The 16,315-nt window shown below is 44.1% G+C and carries 19 protein-coding genes and 1 pseudogene; 8 read left to right on the forward strand and 12 right to left on the reverse strand.

Translation table 11 applies throughout. The features are described 5' to 3' along the window. Positions 1–7: 7 nt before the first annotated feature. Positions 8–1,195, reverse strand: coding sequence for a YhgE/Pip domain-containing protein (locus M654_RS13740; RefSeq protein WP_026587452.1), 1,188 nt, complete (start codon positions 1,193–1,195; stop codon positions 8–10). A 181-nt stretch (positions 1,196–1,376) separates the two neighbouring features. On the opposite strand from M654_RS13740, the gene M654_RS13745 reads away from it, so the two are divergent. From M654_RS13745 to M654_RS24215, 4 genes are all read left to right on the forward strand, one after another. Further along, complete coding sequence (locus M654_RS13745) at positions 1,377–1,976, forward strand: TetR/AcrR family transcriptional regulator C-terminal domain-containing protein (RefSeq protein ID WP_026587453.1); 600 nt, start codon at positions 1,377–1,379, stop codon at positions 1,974–1,976. Positions 1,977–2,065: 89 nt separating this feature from the next. Then, positions 2,066–2,191, forward strand: a complete 126-nt coding sequence (locus M654_RS13750) for a hypothetical protein (protein WP_035428136.1) — start codon at positions 2,066–2,068, stop codon at positions 2,189–2,191. 24 nt (positions 2,192–2,215) lie between these two features. Then, positions 2,216–2,671 (forward strand): YndM family protein, encoded by a 456-nt coding sequence (locus M654_RS13755; protein ID WP_026587454.1) that lies wholly within the window; start codon positions 2,216–2,218, stop codon positions 2,669–2,671. Between the two features lie 505 nt (positions 2,672–3,176). After that, entirely contained in the window at positions 3,177–3,260 is an 84-nt protein-coding gene (locus M654_RS24215) for a DUF3967 domain-containing protein (protein WP_306292033.1), read from the forward strand. 221 nt (positions 3,261–3,481) lie between these two features. On the opposite strand, the gene M654_RS13765 is transcribed toward M654_RS24215, so the two are convergent. Next, positions 3,482–3,976 carry a hypothetical protein gene (locus M654_RS13765; RefSeq protein ID WP_026587455.1) on the reverse strand — a complete coding sequence of 165 codons (495 nt, stop codon included), beginning with the start codon at positions 3,974–3,976 and terminating at the stop codon, positions 3,482–3,484. A 72-nt stretch (positions 3,977–4,048) separates the two neighbouring features. Between M654_RS13765 and M654_RS13770 the strand changes: the two genes are divergently transcribed. Continuing rightward, positions 4,049–4,612, forward strand: coding sequence for a hypothetical protein (locus tag M654_RS13770; protein ID WP_026587456.1), 564 nt, complete (start codon positions 4,049–4,051; stop codon positions 4,610–4,612). 29 nt (positions 4,613–4,641) lie between these two features. Here the strand turns inward: M654_RS13770 and M654_RS13775 are convergent. Next, positions 4,642–5,561 (reverse strand): annotated as a pseudogene (locus M654_RS13775) (protein rep); the annotation flags it as partial. A 318-nt stretch (positions 5,562–5,879) separates the two neighbouring features. On the opposite strand from M654_RS13775, the gene M654_RS13780 reads away from it, so the two are divergent. Continuing rightward, positions 5,880–6,416, forward strand: a complete 537-nt coding sequence (locus tag M654_RS13780; protein ID WP_026587457.1) for a DinB family protein — start codon at positions 5,880–5,882, stop codon at positions 6,414–6,416. Positions 6,417–6,434: 18 nt separating this feature from the next. Here M654_RS13780 and M654_RS13785 read toward each other — a convergent pair whose 3' ends face one another. The 4 genes from M654_RS13785 to M654_RS13800 form a co-directional block, all read right to left on the reverse strand. Continuing rightward, positions 6,435–7,061, reverse strand: coding sequence for an FMN-dependent NADH-azoreductase (locus tag M654_RS13785; protein WP_026587458.1), 627 nt, complete (start codon positions 7,059–7,061; stop codon positions 6,435–6,437). 139 nt (positions 7,062–7,200) lie between these two features. Then, a complete protein-coding gene (locus tag M654_RS13790; RefSeq protein ID WP_026587459.1) occupies positions 7,201–7,689 on the reverse strand; it encodes a TraR/DksA family transcriptional regulator in 489 nt (162 codons plus the stop codon). A gap of 310 nt (positions 7,690–7,999) precedes the next feature. Continuing rightward, positions 8,000–8,344 carry a PH domain-containing protein gene (locus M654_RS13795; protein ID WP_026587460.1) on the reverse strand — a complete coding sequence of 115 codons (345 nt, stop codon included), beginning with the start codon at positions 8,342–8,344 and terminating at the stop codon, positions 8,000–8,002. Between the two features lie 404 nt (positions 8,345–8,748). Beyond that, positions 8,749–8,958, reverse strand: a complete 210-nt coding sequence (locus M654_RS13800; RefSeq protein ID WP_026587461.1) for a DUF6501 family protein — start codon at positions 8,956–8,958, stop codon at positions 8,749–8,751. Between the two features lie 258 nt (positions 8,959–9,216). Here M654_RS13800 and M654_RS13805 point away from each other — a divergent pair, with 258 nt between their 5' ends. Beyond that, positions 9,217–10,704, forward strand: a complete 1,488-nt coding sequence (locus M654_RS13805; RefSeq protein ID WP_026587462.1) for an aldehyde dehydrogenase family protein — start codon at positions 9,217–9,219, stop codon at positions 10,702–10,704. Between the two features lie 44 nt (positions 10,705–10,748). On the opposite strand, the gene M654_RS13810 is transcribed toward M654_RS13805, so the two are convergent. Further along, positions 10,749–11,327 carry a TetR/AcrR family transcriptional regulator gene (locus M654_RS13810; protein WP_026587463.1) on the reverse strand — a complete coding sequence of 193 codons (579 nt, stop codon included), beginning with the start codon at positions 11,325–11,327 and terminating at the stop codon, positions 10,749–10,751. Next, positions 11,308–12,195, reverse strand: coding sequence for an SDR family oxidoreductase (locus tag M654_RS13815; RefSeq protein WP_026587464.1), 888 nt, complete (start codon positions 12,193–12,195; stop codon positions 11,308–11,310). Before M654_RS13815 ends, M654_RS13810 begins: the two co-directional genes overlap by 20 nt. Positions 12,196–12,359: 164 nt before the next feature. On the opposite strand from M654_RS13815, the gene M654_RS13820 reads away from it, so the two are divergent. Continuing rightward, the gene (locus M654_RS13820; protein WP_236251135.1) at positions 12,360–13,607 is read left to right on the forward strand and encodes an MFS transporter; all 1,248 of its coding nucleotides are present in this window, start codon (positions 12,360–12,362) and stop codon (positions 13,605–13,607) included. A 136-nt stretch (positions 13,608–13,743) separates the two neighbouring features. Here the strand turns inward: M654_RS13820 and M654_RS13825 are convergent, their stop codons facing one another. The 3 genes from M654_RS13825 to M654_RS13835 all read right to left on the reverse strand — a co-directional run bounded on the left by M654_RS13825 (position 13,744) and on the right by M654_RS13835 (position 16,019). Continuing rightward, positions 13,744–14,280: a GNAT family N-acetyltransferase gene (locus M654_RS13825; protein ID WP_026587466.1), complete on the reverse strand. Its 537-nt coding sequence runs from the start codon at positions 14,278–14,280 to the stop codon at positions 13,744–13,746. A gap of 16 nt (positions 14,281–14,296) precedes the next feature. Beyond that, positions 14,297–14,698 carry a cytidine deaminase gene (locus M654_RS13830; protein ID WP_026587467.1) on the reverse strand — a complete coding sequence of 134 codons (402 nt, stop codon included), beginning with the start codon at positions 14,696–14,698 and terminating at the stop codon, positions 14,297–14,299. Positions 14,699–15,074: 376 nt separating this feature from the next. Then, a complete protein-coding gene (locus M654_RS13835) occupies positions 15,075–16,019 on the reverse strand; it encodes an aldo/keto reductase (protein ID WP_026587468.1) in 945 nt (314 codons plus the stop codon). Positions 16,020–16,315: the final 296 nt, after the last annotated feature.

Below are 16,315 nucleotides of genomic sequence, written 5' to 3' on the forward strand. Positions count from 1 at the left end.
CTCCTCCTTAAAACGATATCTTTTCTTCAGCTTCCTTGGACACAGCTTGCGGCTTTAAAGCCGCTGCCAGCAGAAGCAAAAAGCTCACGGTTCCGATCGCCAGCAATACTGTAACAGGCTGGTTCATGTCAAGGCCTTTGTCAAAAAAGAGGAGATCGCGCAGCCCCTCTGAGGCAAACCGCATCGGCAGCCAGGAGTAGACCCAGTCGCGGTAAAAGGCTGACATCATTTCTGGAGCCAGCGTCAAAAGCGGGGTTCCAAAGAAGAAAAGAATGCCGAATATCCCGGCTCCGGAAAGTCCCACCCACGCTGTTACAGCGGCAATCATTAAATAGAATGAGAAGTAGCAGAGGGCGATAAACAATGCCGTCTCATGAAATTGCGGGATGTTCATCCCCACCCACTCACCTGCGATCCATACAAGGCCATAGCCGCAGATGGCGGCAAGCACCGCACCGATCAATCCTTGAAGGAGCCGGGAAAAAAGCGCTTCTGTCCGCTTGAAAAACCGCAATTTCCTCACCTTGGCAAAAATGAGCAGCGCTCCTGCTATACTGGCCATCCAGAGCGGCTGAACCAATGACACCGGCGCGTTTCCATTAGCGCTGTTCGCTGAAATCTTGTTGACATTTTCAATGTCTTTTTCAATAGGCGCTGCCAGTAGAGATGCCTGTTCCGCGCTCAAGGCTGCACCACGCTTTTCAAGCGTTGTCAGCAGCTGTTCTCTGACTTGTTGATTGATGTGTTCGACGAGTTGATTCAACATTTGTCCAGCTGCATTAGCGGCGATGGTGTTTGCCCCTTGATTGATCAAAATCTTCACTTTGGCTCCAGCCGGATGTGCTGTTTGTAGTGAAGACTGTTTTTGGCTGAAGTCTTTCGGAATGATGAGTGCAGCATAATACGTTCGATCGTTCAGTCCGTTCCGAGCGCTTTTTTCATTTTTGACATCGATCCACTTGACTGCTGCATCTTCACCTGACGTTTCTTTTTTAATGTTGAGCGCGATCTCCGCTCCTCTATTCAGTTTTCCCCGGCCCAGCAATTCCGCTCCCTGATCTTCATTTACGATGGCGATCGGCAGGTTTTTCGGCTCAGGATGGACGGATGGAATCAATGTGAGCGAAAAAATCAAAATCACCAATAGCACCACAAACGGGGCCAATAAAACCATTTTTTCTTTTAGTAATGTCATGTCAAAGCTCCTTTGCTGAAACAATAATAATGAACATGGTGTTGATTTATGTTCTTTGTGTTCATTATAATTGATTCGTAAGCAATCTCAATGCACAATCAAATGGGAAGTGTTCATTACTGAACAAAAAAATAAAAAATGTTGATTTTAAGGAAAATATCGTGGTGAAAGGCTGATCAAAATGGCAAAACGGCCGGACAGAAGAATTAACAGGACAAAAAGGATGATAAGGGATGCATTATCAGAGCTCATGGAAGAGAAAGCCTTCGAGGAGGTGACCGTAAAGGATATCACCCGAAAAGCGGATATCAACAGGGGCACATTTTACTTACATTATCAAGACAAATACGATTTATTGGAACAGAGCGAAAACGAAATCATCGAGGAAATCAGGGAAATTGCCAAACAGTCCATTCATTCAATGGGCGTATTGAAAGGCCCTGTCATTGATAAGCCCCTTCCGTTTGTGGTGGACATCTTTGAATACTTTAAGGAAAACGCGATTTTTTTAAAGGCGATATTAGGGCCAAAAGGCACCGGCTCATTCCCTTTAAAATTCAAATCCGTTTTAACTGAAAACTTGAAGCGTCTGAAAAAGACGATCAAGGCGGAAGCGCTTGTTCCCGAAGAATATTTGATTTCTTATATCGTCGGGGCTCAAGTCAACGTCCTCCATGAGTGGCTTATCAGCGGCATGGCGGAAACACCGCATGAAATGGCGCTGATTTTGTCAAAGTTGACCGGAATGGGCCCGGCATATGCGGCCGGCTTAAGAACATGAGAGGGAACTTGAACTTCCCTCTTTTTTTGACGTTTCCCGCATAAAAAATCAAAAGCCACCCACAATATAGTGAAAAAGGTGGTGAAATCATGCAGAAGAAAGGCATTCAAAACAGCAGCATCGAACAGCTTAAAAATGACCATGAAACAGAAAGCGCATTTCAGCAGGAGCAAAAAAACAACAAACAGCAACAGAACAGAAACACTTTAAAATAAAGTTAAAAAAGGTGATCAAACGATATGAAACATGTAAGGGCATTGTGTGTAAAGTTTATTGTCAGCCTTGTTCTCTTATACGTCATTTTAACCCTGTTTTTTGGTGTTCCGTTTGGAGATATGTTTGTTCTCACCTTATTTTTGGGTGTTATCTCCTATTTGCTTGGGGACCTGCTGTTGCTCCCGAGAACGGGCAACACAACGGCGACAATGGGGGACTTCGGTCTTTCCCTCATATTGATTTGGATGATTCTCGCCATGCAGGATAATCCGCCGTATGCTTCACTCGCCTTGGCTTCAATCATTTCAGCAATCGGTGTCACGATTTTTGAGTTTTTCTTCCACCGCTATATGGCGGCTAACATTTTAGATGAGAACACAAACGAAAAACGGGAAAACAACGGTGCTATGAATTATCAAACTGAGACGTCGGAAGAAGTGTACCCGTTTTCCCCTGCAAAAAAACGCGACAAAGAATAAAACCTGTCTTATGGCAGGTTTTTCCTTTTACCAGGCGGCCATTCTCCCCCACAATATGCGGGCGCATCCCCTATGAACCCCTTCTTTCTTATCGATTGTTTTCAGATCACAATCGGCCGCTTGACGGCTTCTATCTGGACGTTTCCTCTCGCCTTGGCATAGAGACCGTCACAGTCCGCAAATATTCAAAGTTGCTCGAGTCTCACGGCTATTTTTTCGAGCGCGACACCAAGGGATGGCGACTCTACAACAAAGATGATTTATTCGCTATAGAGTATCTCTACAACATGAACAAATTGGACGGCCAATCCCTCCAAAAAGCAGCCGAACACATAGCGCATCTGTATCGGTCAAAATTGACCGTATCGCAACCCGATACACCGATACAAAACGATGAAAGGCACGCCTTATTTTAATTTGTCAAACAACAGGAAGAGTTCAATAAAATGATGCTGGAACGCATTGACTTTTTGAGAAACGGCAGCAGGAAAGAGACGAAATACTGATGAAATCCCTCCGCGAATCCCAGGAAACTCAAAAAATGCTGGCTGCCGCCCGCGAAAAAAAGTGGTGGCAATTCTGGAAATAGAAAAGCCCCCTCAGGAGCTTAATCTTTGTTAGCTTTCTTCCATCTGCTCCTAATAATCACCATGAACACTATATATACAACCGCAGCAATAACCGTTAAAACCTCAATTTTTATAAAAATACTATTCAAAATTATTATTAGAAACACAAGCATTGTCGAATACCAATGTATAGATTCATATTTTTTTCACTCATTGCGTTCCCCTCACGTTCTCCCTGCTCTTAGTTATTTTTCTTCTGTATACTTTTCATCACAGTTTCATACATCCACTTTGAAACTATATACACTACGCTTATCATCAAATACAAAATAAACAAAAACACCGATACCAAAAGCACACCGTTATTCCTCAAAATAATCTCCTGAGAATTCATGGAATAAATCAATACATAAAGGTAAAACACACAAAACATAAGCAAAGCCTCAATAATGTAATTCAAAAAACCCCGTTTTCTCAATAAAATCTGAGAAAACAGTACGTCTACAATTCCTACCACTATCACTGTAAGAGCAAAAAATTTAAACAAAATCATTACTGAGTTAAAAGTGCCAGTCGTATTAATCGACACATCTGGAGCTAAAGCCACCAACTTGAAAACTCCGAAAAATATTAAGAATGGGGAGGAAACTATTAATGCACACATGAGAAAAACAACTAAAACCGCAAAGATATGATCCCCAATAGAGTAGTTTTTCCCTTTACTTTTTTTACCCATTATACCTATTCCTCTCTTTTTATGGTATTATATTACTTGGTTAAAAATATCAAAAAAACAGGGGGATTTAAAATGAAGACTAAGAGAAAAAGATTTTCCCAAGGTGTAATAACACTTTCTGTCGCCACTCTTATCATTTCAGGATTTAGTGGTTTCGCATCGTCCGCTTCAGCTGCAGAACAGAAGCAACCAACAAAAGCAATAACGACAACCACAACTGCTGTTTCATTACCAACTTCACTCGAAGATTACATTGAAACACATCAACAGCCCGCTGATTTAGAAGATTCAAAAGCATTTATCCAATTCGCATCACAGACTAAAGAATTTCAAACTTACAACAAGTTAAACCTAAATGGACAAGTACATACTGCAGGTGTTATTGGTCATTCTCTTAAAGCAATAAAAGCATTTGGATGGGTATGTAGAGTCGGAGGAAAAGCGCTTAAATGGGCGATTAGACCTCTCTCTCCTTCAAAAGCTAGACTGGTAGACAAATATGCACGCAAAATTGCATATGCCACAGAAAGATTAAACAGCGCATCAAAAGGTGCTCTTGTAAAAGCCTTAATAAAAGCCGGAGTCCCTAAGAAAACCGCAGAATCACTCGCTGAAATCATTTTATGGATTGTATAAAAGCAGAGCAGGCCGGGTGGCCTGCTCTCTTATTTGATTATGTAATTTTTGATGCCGGGATGCCCCAATACGCCATGACCTCAAAAGCGCCGTTCGCCACCTCATCGTCTTCCTCATCAATCTTGACCAGATCACCGCCCTCCGCGTCCTCAAGATTCAATTCTTTGTGTATCTCCTTCAGAATGCCACCGTACCCGATGAGCCGCCGAGACGAAAGCGCATCGTCCAGATAATAAACCGTATCCAGATTATCCTCCGTCACCTTATTGCCGCACAAAATGTCTGTATCCTTGACCGGGTATTTTGAAATCTCCAGCACGGCCTTTTGCTCCTCCATTGCCTCACGAACTTCGCTTTCAATCTGCTCCGCATCGATCTTGGCTTTCCCTTTGACCCGCTGTATATGTACAATCGGCGTGTAATCAAGTTTCATCGCCTTTTTCCATAGGGTTGTCCATTCTTCTTGATTGATATAATTTTTACCGAAATAGCTTTTTTCACCGGAAGCAACACATGAAAATGTGGATGATATGTATACTCTTCATGATTTTTCGTGATTTCCAAAGCTCTGAAATAGCCAAGTACAGCTGTATCAACTCGTTTGTACTTCATCAAACGATAAAAGCCTTTCATCATGTCTGAAATTGTCTGGCGAAGCTCTCCACCTTCAACATTTCGAACGGTCAGAGTAAGAAAAAGCCAAGCGCAATGATACTGCCGATTAGTTTCTTCCACGATTAATTTATTATGATACGCGATTTTCAAAGACCGCCGCCAGGCACACATAGGGCACAACCTCCCCTTACAAAAATGGGCTTGATACAGCTTTAACTTGCCCATTTCCGAGTCTTTTTCTAAACCACAACTGTTCGGCACATTCAAACATTCGTTGAGCTTTTTTGCTGTAGTAAGGAGAGCCAATCCGATCTTTCAAACCTTCATAATGCTTATAGTTTTCTAGCTATCTATTATTTTTGGTCGCACTTAAATAATAGCAGAAGGTATTTTTATCTGTCAAAGTGGCGTTAAACCCTTGGCAATCAGGGATGAAGGGCATTTTAAAAAATCTTGTTCAAGTGGTGCCCGGACACTTCTTTTGATCAAAATCGCACAACTGTTCATTCCAATGAGGCGATCAGTCCCTGTCCGTTAAAATCTCATACTTTTATAAAGAGCTATAACCGGCTCAAATAAAAAATCATGTTTTGAGAAAGGAAAACAAAGAGCACTGAACGAATTATAGCAATGAAAAGGAGGAGGATATGGTTTGGAACATGAAACGCTGAAGCACTTTGACTATCATAAATGGGCAAACAAAAGAGTGTTTGATCATCTGAAAAGTCTGCCTGAGGAGCTTTTTACGCGCAAGATTGAGAACGTTTTTTCGTCGATTGCAGAAGTCGTTGTTCATATGTGTGTCGCCGACGCCCTGTGGTTGAAGATTCTTTCCGGAGGACGTTATGAAGAGGCAAAAGAATTGGCCATGCAGCTGAGGAATGAATTATTGGAAAAGGACATCGAGGGGCTGGCCTCATTTTTCGATGAAACGGCACACCGATATGAAACACTTTTTGCAAGCCTAGACGATCTCAATTGTGATTTGACGATCGAACATCCGGCATTCGGACGGATGACGACGGCTTTCAGCGAAATTGTGAATCATGTCGTCAACCATGGGACATATCACAGAGGCAACATTACCTCAATGTTGCGGCAAATGGGGCACGCCGGAACTGCGACGGATTACGTTTATTATTTACTCAGCCGGCATGAGTCCGCATCATCAAAAAATCCCCCTGTTTAAAAAACAGGGGGATTTTTCTTAAAATTCGGCTGCAAGCTTTTTCGCTTCTGCCAGGCCGTTTTCGATGATTTTTTGCGCTTCGTCAGGAACGGCGTTGTGCCCTTCGATGACAACAGTATGCAGGTCTTGAACACCGAAGAAGCCCATCACGGTTTTCATGTAGTTCAGAGACATTTCCATAGCCGCCATCGGACCTTCGGAATAGAAGCCGCCTCTTGCGTTCAACAGGGCAACCTTCTTATCTCCCATCAGCCCTTTTGGTCCTTCAGGAGTGTATGTAAACGTCACTCCAGCGCGTGATAGGTAGTCAACATATGTGTGCAGCACAGCCGGCACCGCGAAGTTCCACAATGGGAATGCAAAAACAACTTTATCGGCTTTGACGAACTCGTCTAAATAACGGTCCGCAACAGCAGCTGCCGCTTTTTCATCCTCGTTTAATTCCATGCCTTTCCCTGCTTTAAATGTGCCGTTAATGGCGGTTCTGCCCATGTACGGCGGGTTTTCTTTGTAAAGGTCAAGCTCCACAATTTCATCGTTTGGATGATTTTCTTTATAGCTGTTAAGAAACGCATCATATAGTTTCACAGATACGGCTTCTTCAGCTGTACGATCGTTTGCTTTAACAAATAATACTTTTGACATTTTATTTTCCTCCCGTGCTAACGTTTTATTATTTACTTACAAATAGTATGTTACTTTCTTTTGAATAGAAAGTCAACTTATTTCACTTGTTATCAAACTGTTTTTCAATCAAAAAAAACACCCTGCTGGGTGCGGGTGCTTATTTTGAATCTTGCTCTTGATCAAGCCGTTTATAGGTGTATGAATGCTTTTGGCCGATTGTGTCGCTGTTCGTCAAATCCTTCATTTGCCGTGTAAATAGCCGATCATCCCCTTCTCCGCTTTCTTTTCTTTGTTCTGTTTCAGCTTGAGCCTTGACGGTCTTTCTTGCATATGGAACAGCCTTTAGCCGTTCATAAGGTATTTCTTTGCCCGTGGCTTCGCATATTCCGTACGTGCCGTCTTTCATCCGCTTGAGAGCGTCTTCGACTTCTTTTAATACATTCCGGTCTGTCCGCTGAAAGGTTTGCTCTCTCATCCGTTCAACATATACACCGGCATGATCAGCCTGATGATTGTCCACACCGTTTGACAGCTCACCCGTTTCTTCAGTCATCGGCCGATCGATTCTCTCCGCGCCGGAAATGGTCTGTTTTAAGTCGAGTAATTGCTGGTAAAGATGCTCCTTTTGCTGTTTTGTCAATGGCATGGTGATCCTCCTCCTTTCTTTGCCCTTTCCCGCTGAAAAAAATGTCAAACACAGCCTGTCCCCATTAAATCAGTCAATGTTTCCGCGTTCTATGAGCGTGTATGTTCAGAAACCTTTTCCGTCTGCCGGCTTCTGTTGTTCATGTGGCGGCAGCCTAAATATACTCTTTGGAGGCTCAAAGCAGGTTTTTGAGTGATCGACAGATGTTCCGTTGTGACACTGGTCCTTATCAGTAAATTGAGATCAATTATGGTTTTGGCGAAAAAACAAGCCGCTCCTGCTTGATGCATGAAGCGGCCTGTTGTCTTTTTTAAGCGCATAAGTATTTGGATAACAGCGCTTGAATTTCAAGCATGTCTGTATCTTTTGTAAATTCGAGGTCGAAAATTTTGCTGCTTGTCATCAGCGAAAGAGAGCTGTCGGGATTGAACATGCTGACTTCCCTGATCGCAAAGCCTTCAATGGATTTATAAGGAAGGAAGACGCGGACTTTCTTTTTAGAAAACAGCTTATTATCAAAAAAAATAATCCGCTTGTTGGTAAAACAAATTTGATCAATTCTTAACCTGCATACTGATTCAATTTTTTCTCCTTCAATAAGCAGCGGTTCAAATCTTTTCCCGTCTGCCGTCTTACTAGCTGAAAAAACGCCCAATCAAAACCCCTCTTTCTATATGTACAATTTATGTTTATGCCCAAGGCAAAGTATGCTTATCGGTACTAATAAGAATACGATAACCCTGTTTGATAAACAATTACGAGCAGATTACATTTCTTTAACTCTCGATGTTTGGTTTTACTAACAATTAATACGCTTACCAGGGAGCTCAGGTTTCAACTTTTTATTCGTTTTTTCAGGCGTTTGCTTCAGAATAAAAAAACCGCAGAAAGAATGTCTCCTTCTGCGGGCCTTTTTACGGTTTTCGACTTCTGATCTGTTCTTCTGTCACAGCCATTCCTTCCGATTCCGACATTGCTTTCGTCATCGGGAAGTGTGCGGCACCGTTGTTTCTCAATTGATTCACCCTTTTGTGATCATCTATTATGATGGATGATCATTCAGGCTTTTACCTCTTCAAAGTAGTCTTTGTAATAGCCGCCTACTTTATTTGTATTATCGATGATAAATAAAAACTCATCCGTCTCATTTTTGACTTCATATATTGTCCCGACGGTCAGCGCCCTGTTGACGATGTATTTTTTTGCATCGGTATGTACACACTTTACTTTTTTGATCGTTTGATTGTTCTGCCAATTTTCATGAATCATGTTGATGTCCCCTTTTCAAAACGGTATATGTCTCCATTGTAGCGTTTTTTGACCGAAATGCAATGTCGGGTGACTAGATGAGAGCAAATGAATATTGATTTCATTTCCATCTCTGTTATAGAATAGTGGTGTATGGTTCCAAAATCAGAAATATATCCCTCTTTTGCCAGCGCAATGATCGAATCAGAAGACAAACCAGCAGCAAGAGAAACTCAACACAGACAGACCAAAATTTTAAAGGAGGTTTGTTTAACAAACATGAGTTCATTAACGATGCAGGTCAGTAAGAAGCTGGAGTCATTTTTGCAGGGAACAAAGAAGCTGTACATTAACGGGGAATTTGTAGCCAGCGCTGCAAACAAAACGTTTGAAACCCCGAATCCGGCTACGGGAGAAACGCTCGCCACCTTGTATGAAGCAGGTCCCGAAGATGTCGACAAAGCGGTAAAAGCCGCAAGGGAAGCCTTTGACCACGGGGAATGGCGGACGATGAATCCGGCCGAGAGAAGTCGGCTCATGTACAAACTAGCCGATCTGATGGAGGAACATCAAAATGAGCTGGCTCAGCTTGAGACGCTTGATAACGGAAAACCGATCAGTGAAACGACTGCCGGGGACATTCCTTTATCGATCGAACATATGCGTTATTATGCAGGCTGGGCAACGAAATTAACCGGACAAACCATTCCTGTAAACGGACCTTATTTTAACTATACCCGCCATGAGCCGGTCGGGGTTGTCGGACAGATCATCCCGTGGAACTTCCCGCTCTTAATGGCGATGTGGAAAATGGGCGCCGCCCTTGCCGCCGGATGTACGATTGTCTTGAAACCAGCCGAGCAGACGCCGCTGTCGGCTCTGTATTTGGCGGAGCTGATCGACAAAGCAGGATTTCCGAAAGGTGTTGTCAACATCATCCCGGGCTTCGGCGAAACGGCGGGAGAAGCTCTGACAGATCATGAGCTTGTAGACAAACTGGCTTTTACAGGTTCGACTGAAATCGGCAAAAAGATTATGGAGAAAGCGGCGAAAACCGTCAAACGGGTCACCCTTGAGCTCGGCGGAAAATCGCCGAACATCATCCTTCCTGACGCCGATTTAAAGAAGGCGATTCCAGGAGCATTAACCGGTGTCATGTTTAATCAGGGCCAGGTGTGCTGTGCCGGATCGCGCGTCTTTATCCATAAAGACCAATATGACAAAGTGGTTGACGAAATGGTCTCTTATTCAAAGTCTCTTCGCCAAGGAGCGGGACTTCATGAAGATACACAAATGGGGCCGCTTGTCAGCAAAGAGCAGCACGAACGGGTGCTGTCCTACATCGAAAAAGGACGCCAGGAAGGCGCGAAAATCGCAGCCGGCGGAACATGCCCATATGAACAGGGATATTTCGTCTCTCCGACCGTGTTTACAAACGTCGAAGACGACATGGCCATTGCAAAAGAAGAAATATTCGGCCCTGTCCTGGCGGCGATCCCGTATGAGACGGTTGATGAAGTAATCGAGCGCGCCAACCGGACGGAATACGGGCTAGCTGCTGGAGTTTGGACGGAAAACCTGAAAAACGCCCACTATATCGCCGACCGTCTTCAAGCGGGTACCGTTTGGGTCAACTGCTACAACGCCTTTGACGCGGCCTCCCCATTCGGCGGTTATAAGCAGTCGGGCCTAGGCCGTGAAATGGGTTCATATGCTTTGGACAATTATACCGAAGTGAAAAGCGTCTGGATTCACGTCGGTGAATAGATCACGCAAAAAGCACCGCTTTCTTTGATCGCGGTGCTTTTTTGTCAGCCCGGAGTAAACAGGACTGCGGTCATTTGCTTCCAAAGACCGAGCAGCTGATCTTCATCATGGAGAAAGTGGCAATGAACGATAAATCCTATTGCTATCATATCCAGCATGTGAAGCTTTTTGTCCAGGCGCTCTTCGCATGAATGCCCCTCCTTTTCCGCGATTTGCAGGGCGGCGCTGTTTTGCTTCACAACCCGCGAGAAAATCGATCGGAACGCTTCTTTCAGCTCATCATCAATGAAGCTTTGGCTGATGCACAAAAACAATAAATAATAGTCGTTTTTTTGCTTGCGAACAGAATGAAAAATATGCTTTCCCAAACCTGCTACAATTTCCCGGGCGTCCCCCTCCTGCTCTAAGGGCATGTCTTTTAAACATTGTTCAAATGCATGGATTGCCGTTTCTTTGATCAGATCATTCGTGTTTGAGAAATAGTGATAAAAGCTGCCTTTGCTGACTCCGGCTTCTTTAATAATTTTGTTGACCCCGATCTTTTCAAAACCTTCACGAACGATAAACGATACCGCCGCATTTAAAATGTGTTCTTTTGTTTGTTCACCTTTTTTCGTGGCCATGTGCGGCAATCTCCTTGAAATAAGTCTTTAATTCACGGGTTCCGTAGGCAGGTGCAACAGCATCCTGTGTCAATCCTTCGAGAAAGAATTTGAATAAGCCGTATTGTTTCGGACTGAATATACGCAAAAACGGAAGCGAAGCCGATAAGAGCCCAGCAGGGACATGAAACAGCCGCTTCTTTTTTTGTATGATCGCAAATGCAAGCGCTGCAGCTTCCCTGTATTCGTAAATCTGCGGGCCGCCAACCTCAAGCTCTGCTCTGTCATGCGTTGGAATGGAACGGACGCAGTAGTCGGCAAGATCAGCACCGTGTATTGGATTGATCTTCTGCTTTCCATCGCCGATTAAAAATACCCTGCCGTTTTCCGCCATTTTCAATAACTCACTCATATCCGAAAAGTAACCCGTCGGCTTTACGATGATGTAATTCATTCCGGAATTTTTCAGTTTCTCTGCAAAAGCTTGTTTGGCTTTGACGAGCGGATTTTTCATTTTTTCACCTTTCAAAACATGGATGTACATCAACTTGCTGACGCGCTCCTTTTTCGCTTCTTCAAGCAGCTGGAGGTTCCCCAAATAATCCACATCATAAAAAGTCTGACTCCCCTTCTGCCGGGTTAATCCAAGGGATGAACAGACAATATCCATTCCGTTACAGGCCCCTCTTAATGAATTTGCTTCCGCCGCATCCGCTATCAGCACTTCGTCGATCAAATCAGCGACTGCCGGCTCTAAATACGGACCGGCGACAGCCAGTTTTTGTTCATTTCGTACGATTGCCCGCACAAAATATCCTTGCTCTTTAAAAGCTCTGACCAAATATTTACCGAGATACCCGGAAGCGCCGGCGATTAATACCTTTTGCATATCATCGCTCCCTTTCACATGATATCTTTATTTTGGACCAATTGGTCTGTTTTTTCAAGGTGACTGCCTGAACAGAGAAAATTTTATTTAAATCAATTCCTGATATCGATAATTATGGTAAAATTAACATTTACTTAAGCGAAATGAATAGGAATGATCAACGGATGAGCGATTCACGGAGTCAATCAATCTGGAAGGAAAAAAACTTTATTTTGATTTGGACGTCACAAGCTGCACAGTCTGTAGGGAGCATCATGATGACGGTATTCGTCATGGTCGAGATCTATAAAAAAACAGATTCTGTCTTCGGCTCAAGCCTAATCTTGGCGCTGAGCTCTCTCGGCGGTTTCTCCGGCGGGGCGCTGGCCTCGCTTTATATCCAGCGATTCAAGCTTGATCACATTGCATCACTTGCAAACTGGTTCAGAGCCGTCACCGCATTATTCATCGGGTTGTGTTTGTCATTCGGATCACCGGTCCAGCTCATGTATCCTCTATTATTTTTGCAAAGCTTCATCGGCTCCTGGTATACACCTGCTCTGTCCGGTTTATTATATCGAGCGATCGAAAAGCGGGATTATGCTGCAGCCTCCGGGAGCATTGTCACCGTCAATCAGTTCATTCAAGCGGCCGGCTGGGGAATTGGCGGTTCTTTATCCGCTTTTCTCTATACAAGCTTATTGGTATCCATCACCGCAGGGCTCTTTTTTGTGTCCGGGTTTTTGATTCGTTTGCTGGATAAAAGAGCAGCTCCTGTGGCCCAAAACCGAAAACGGCCTGTCCATTCCGGCTGGCGCACATTATACAAAAACAAAACCGTGCTGCTTTTGACGGCAATGGATCTCGCAGAAGGATTGGCAAATGCCGTTTGGACTTCCGCCATTTTACTCGCTTTTACAACGGCCGTTCTCAATAAAGGAGAATCGTGGTGGGGTTTCATCAATGCCGGCTATTTTCTAGGAGCGATATTGGGAGGCGTTCTGGTGATGCTGTTTTCAAGCCGGCTGCAAAAAAGATTGGGCTTGATGATTGCCCTTGGCGCCCTTTCGATGGCCATGATGACGCTTTTGTTCGCCTATTCGGCCAATCCTTTGCTTTCCCTCATCCTTTGTATGTTAATGGGACCGCTTTATCAAGTGAGGGATGTCAGTCAAACGGTTATCCTGCAACATTCTTTGACAGATGAAGAAAGAGCGCCGCTCGTCGCAGCCCAAAATACCATTCTGACGTCATGGTCTATCTTAACGGTCGCTTTCATGGGCGCTCTGGCCGATTTGACCGGTGTGCAGAACGTCTATATCTTTGCCGCTGTCATGTATCTGGCAACAGCCGTTCTGACATTGTCGGCACAGCCATTAAGAACTTATGGACGGACCGTTTTACATCAGTCCAAGGAGGAGAAAGAAATATGAAGCTTTTGTGGATTTTTCTGATCAACGGTCTCTCTTTGGAGTGATCAATGTAGAAATAAACGAATCTTATTCCATGACATGTTGCTTATAGCTGCCGGAATATGTGCTGCCGACGTTCATTAGAAACGGGCCGGCCTTAGCTGTTCTTCAATTGTTCATATTCCAGCTTCAACATCCCCATAATGATTTCATCTGAGTATTGGTTGTTCATATAAAGGGATTGCCTGATCGTCCCTTCTTTTTTAAAACCGGCTCTTTCATAGGCTTTGATTGCGCGGCTGTTATGCGAGAAAACTTCGAGCTGGAGGCGGTTCAGTTTCAGCTTTTCAAAAGCGAACTGCATCGCCAGCCTGACCGCTTCAGTCCCAAAGCCTCTATTGAAATAAGCAGGGCTGTGCAAAGCGATTCTAAATCCCGCTTTTTGGCTGGGGCTGTCGATGTCCAGAATGGACAGGTCACCAACGATTTGGTCACCTGTGTTTTGGCAGATGGCAAAATCATAGCGTGTATCATCATGTGTGATCCGCTCGTAGTGCTCATAGAGCTCATCCATTGTGAATGCACGTCTGGTCCCGGTCATATATCTGATTTTTTCATCTTGCGCGGCCTTGTAAAAGCTTTCCATATCATCTTTTTCAAGCGGTCTGAGATAAACCTTGCAGCCCTTTAACACGCGATCCCCCTCCTCCCTATTCTTGATATGCACCTGACCAATGGTAGGGCTGAATCTCCTTTAATGATTGATAAACCAGGCTTCCATCCGGCACAGTAACGGCTGCTTTAAGATCCGGGCCCCAGTAAAAAAGACGTTCCTGGCACACCCCGCACGGCGTTAATATTTTAAAATCGCTATTTTCATCATCTCTGACAACACAAATTGAATGTGTAACTTTTGTATTGAGTTTATGGGCCTCAAGGATTGCTCCGGTTTCAATGCAAAGCTCTGTTGATGCATTGATGACCTCCGGAGCAACACTCGTTAGGATCCTCCCATCTTCAGTATACATTGCCGCGGCTCCTCCCCATCCGGCAGGATATCTTTTTTTGATAAGCTCAACGGCGCTTTCATAAAGCTGACGTTCAATATTCATTTCAGTTCCTCCTATGGTATTCGCGATAGACTGCCTTTCCATAAAATGATAACCTACTTCAGCCAAAATATAAAATCAGATCAAGAGATTGCTAAAGAAATCATCACGTTATGGCTGAATATGCTAAAGCCCTTCCGACAAGAAGGACTAGGTGCAAAAATCGTTATTCGACTTTCATCATAAAATCTCTCGGTTCTTTTTGAACGATGCGGAATGACCCGTAAAGGCCTCCTTCATGAAATTCTCTCCATCATAGGAAAAGCTTTATGCAAACCGGCAAGCTACTCCCAACCGATTCAGATTGAAAATTGATGTCATGCCGGCAACCCGCCGGTCTGCGGATCAAGGTTGACCGGCATGATAGACACCCCCCTGTCTAAAGCTCACTTTTGACAAAGAATCGATTGGCAGTCTTATTGATTTGTTCAAGGTCTTTTTGTGTTAATGTGATGTCAACAGCACCGCTGTTTTCAATAAGATATTTTCGTCTTTTCGTTCCGGGAATCGGGACAATATCGTTTCCTTGAGCCAATACCCAGGCGAGCGCAATTTGAGAAGGTGATGCGTTTTGATGAAAGGCAATCTTCTCAAGCACTGTCAATAACTGAAGGTTTTTATGAAAGTTCTCCCCTTGAAACCTGGAGAATCGCCGCCTGATATCATCGGCGGAAAAATCGTCAATCTGTCTGATTTTTCCTGTTAAAAAACCATTTCCAAGCGGACTGTAGGCGACAATGCCAATACCCAGCTTCCGTGCTGCAGGCAGCACCGCCTCCACATCACGGTTCCACAATGAATATTCTGACTGCAGCGCTGTCATCTGATGGACTTTATTGGCGCGAACCAAGCGTTCTTGATCTATATTCGAAAGACCGAGGAAGCGGACTTTCCCTTCTTTGACAAGGTCCGCCATCGCTCCGACTGTTTCTTCTATAGGCACATCCGGGTCAGGAATGTGCAGATAATATAAGTCGATGTATTCCATGCCAAGCCTCAGCAGGCTTTCATCAACGGATTTTTTTACGTAATCGGGGTTTCCATTCAGCCCCGCCGCTCTCCCTTGCTGATCGCGGACAACTCCAAATTTGGTGGCGACAATCGCTTCTTTTCGCCGATTTTTCAATGCTTTGCCCAATAGTTTTTCATTGTCGCCCATGCCGTACATATCAGCAGTATCGAAGAAATTCACGCCGCAATCAAGCGCCTTATGAATAGTTGAGATCGATTCGCCGCGATCCGCTTTTCCGTAAAATTCGGACATGCTCATACAGCCGAGCCCAATAGCAGATACCTCTAACCGGCCTAATTTTCGTTTTTTCATTTTCCCACCTCAAATTGATGATTCCTGCTGGAGCTCCACTTTGCAGGGCTGCTTTCATCAGCATAGTCCACGATATAGAAAATATCATGAAAATGATAGACTTATTTTTGTCATTGAGTTATTCTAATGTAATCGTGGGTCCAAAAATATGCGGCCTAAAACCGATCGTATAACGGCAGCTTGAACTCTATGGTTCAGAGCTGCCTTTTTCTATTTTCAGATCATGTTCACCCTGTTGCCGCAAGCGTTTCCCGCCGGATCGTTTGTTGAAGACCTTTCAGCCGGCTAGAAGATTC

It is taken from the genome of Bacillus sp. NSP9.1 (assembly GCF_000465465.2).
GTDB lineage: Bacteria > Bacillota > Bacilli > Bacillales > Bacillaceae > Bacillus > Bacillus sonorensis_A.

Excerpts from the sequence above, each read along its gene's own strand:
- M654_RS13750 (WP_035428136.1), top strand. The coding sequence starts at position 2,066 with ATGCAGAAGAAAGGCATTCAAAACAGCAGCATCGAACAGCTTAAAAAT.
- M654_RS13800 (WP_026587461.1), bottom strand. The coding sequence starts at position 8,958 with ATGATTCATGAAAATTGGCAGAACAATCAAACGATCAAAAAAGTAAAG.
- M654_RS13745 (WP_026587453.1), top strand. The coding sequence starts at position 1,377 with ATGGCAAAACGGCCGGACAGAAGAATTAACAGGACAAAAAGGATGATA.
- M654_RS13765 (WP_026587455.1), bottom strand. The coding sequence starts at position 3,976 with ATGGGTAAAAAAAGTAAAGGGAAAAACTACTCTATTGGGGATCATATC.
- M654_RS13805 (WP_026587462.1), top strand. The coding sequence starts at position 9,217 with ATGAGTTCATTAACGATGCAGGTCAGTAAGAAGCTGGAGTCATTTTTG.
- M654_RS13785 (WP_026587458.1), bottom strand. The coding sequence starts at position 7,061 with ATGTCAAAAGTATTATTTGTTAAAGCAAACGATCGTACAGCTGAAGAA.
- M654_RS13810 (WP_026587463.1), bottom strand. The coding sequence starts at position 11,327 with ATGGCCACGAAAAAAGGTGAACAAACAAAAGAACACATTTTAAATGCG.
- M654_RS13755 (WP_026587454.1), top strand. The coding sequence starts at position 2,216 with ATGAAACATGTAAGGGCATTGTGTGTAAAGTTTATTGTCAGCCTTGTT.
- M654_RS13835 (WP_026587468.1), bottom strand. The coding sequence starts at position 16,019 with ATGAAAAAACGAAAATTAGGCCGGTTAGAGGTATCTGCTATTGGGCTC.
- M654_RS13820 (WP_236251135.1), top strand. The coding sequence starts at position 12,360 with ATGAGCGATTCACGGAGTCAATCAATCTGGAAGGAAAAAAACTTTATT.
- M654_RS13815 (WP_026587464.1), bottom strand. The coding sequence starts at position 12,195 with ATGCAAAAGGTATTAATCGCCGGCGCTTCCGGGTATCTCGGTAAATAT.
- M654_RS13770 (WP_026587456.1), top strand. The coding sequence starts at position 4,049 with ATGAAGACTAAGAGAAAAAGATTTTCCCAAGGTGTAATAACACTTTCT.
- M654_RS13790 (WP_026587459.1), bottom strand. The coding sequence starts at position 7,689 with ATGCCATTGACAAAACAGCAAAAGGAGCATCTTTACCAGCAATTACTC.
- M654_RS13740 (WP_026587452.1), bottom strand. The coding sequence starts at position 1,195 with ATGACATTACTAAAAGAAAAAATGGTTTTATTGGCCCCGTTTGTGGTG.
- M654_RS24215 (WP_306292033.1), top strand. The coding sequence starts at position 3,177 with ATGAAATCCCTCCGCGAATCCCAGGAAACTCAAAAAATGCTGGCTGCC.
- M654_RS13830 (WP_026587467.1), bottom strand. The coding sequence starts at position 14,698 with ATGAATATTGAACGTCAGCTTTATGAAAGCGCCGTTGAGCTTATCAAA.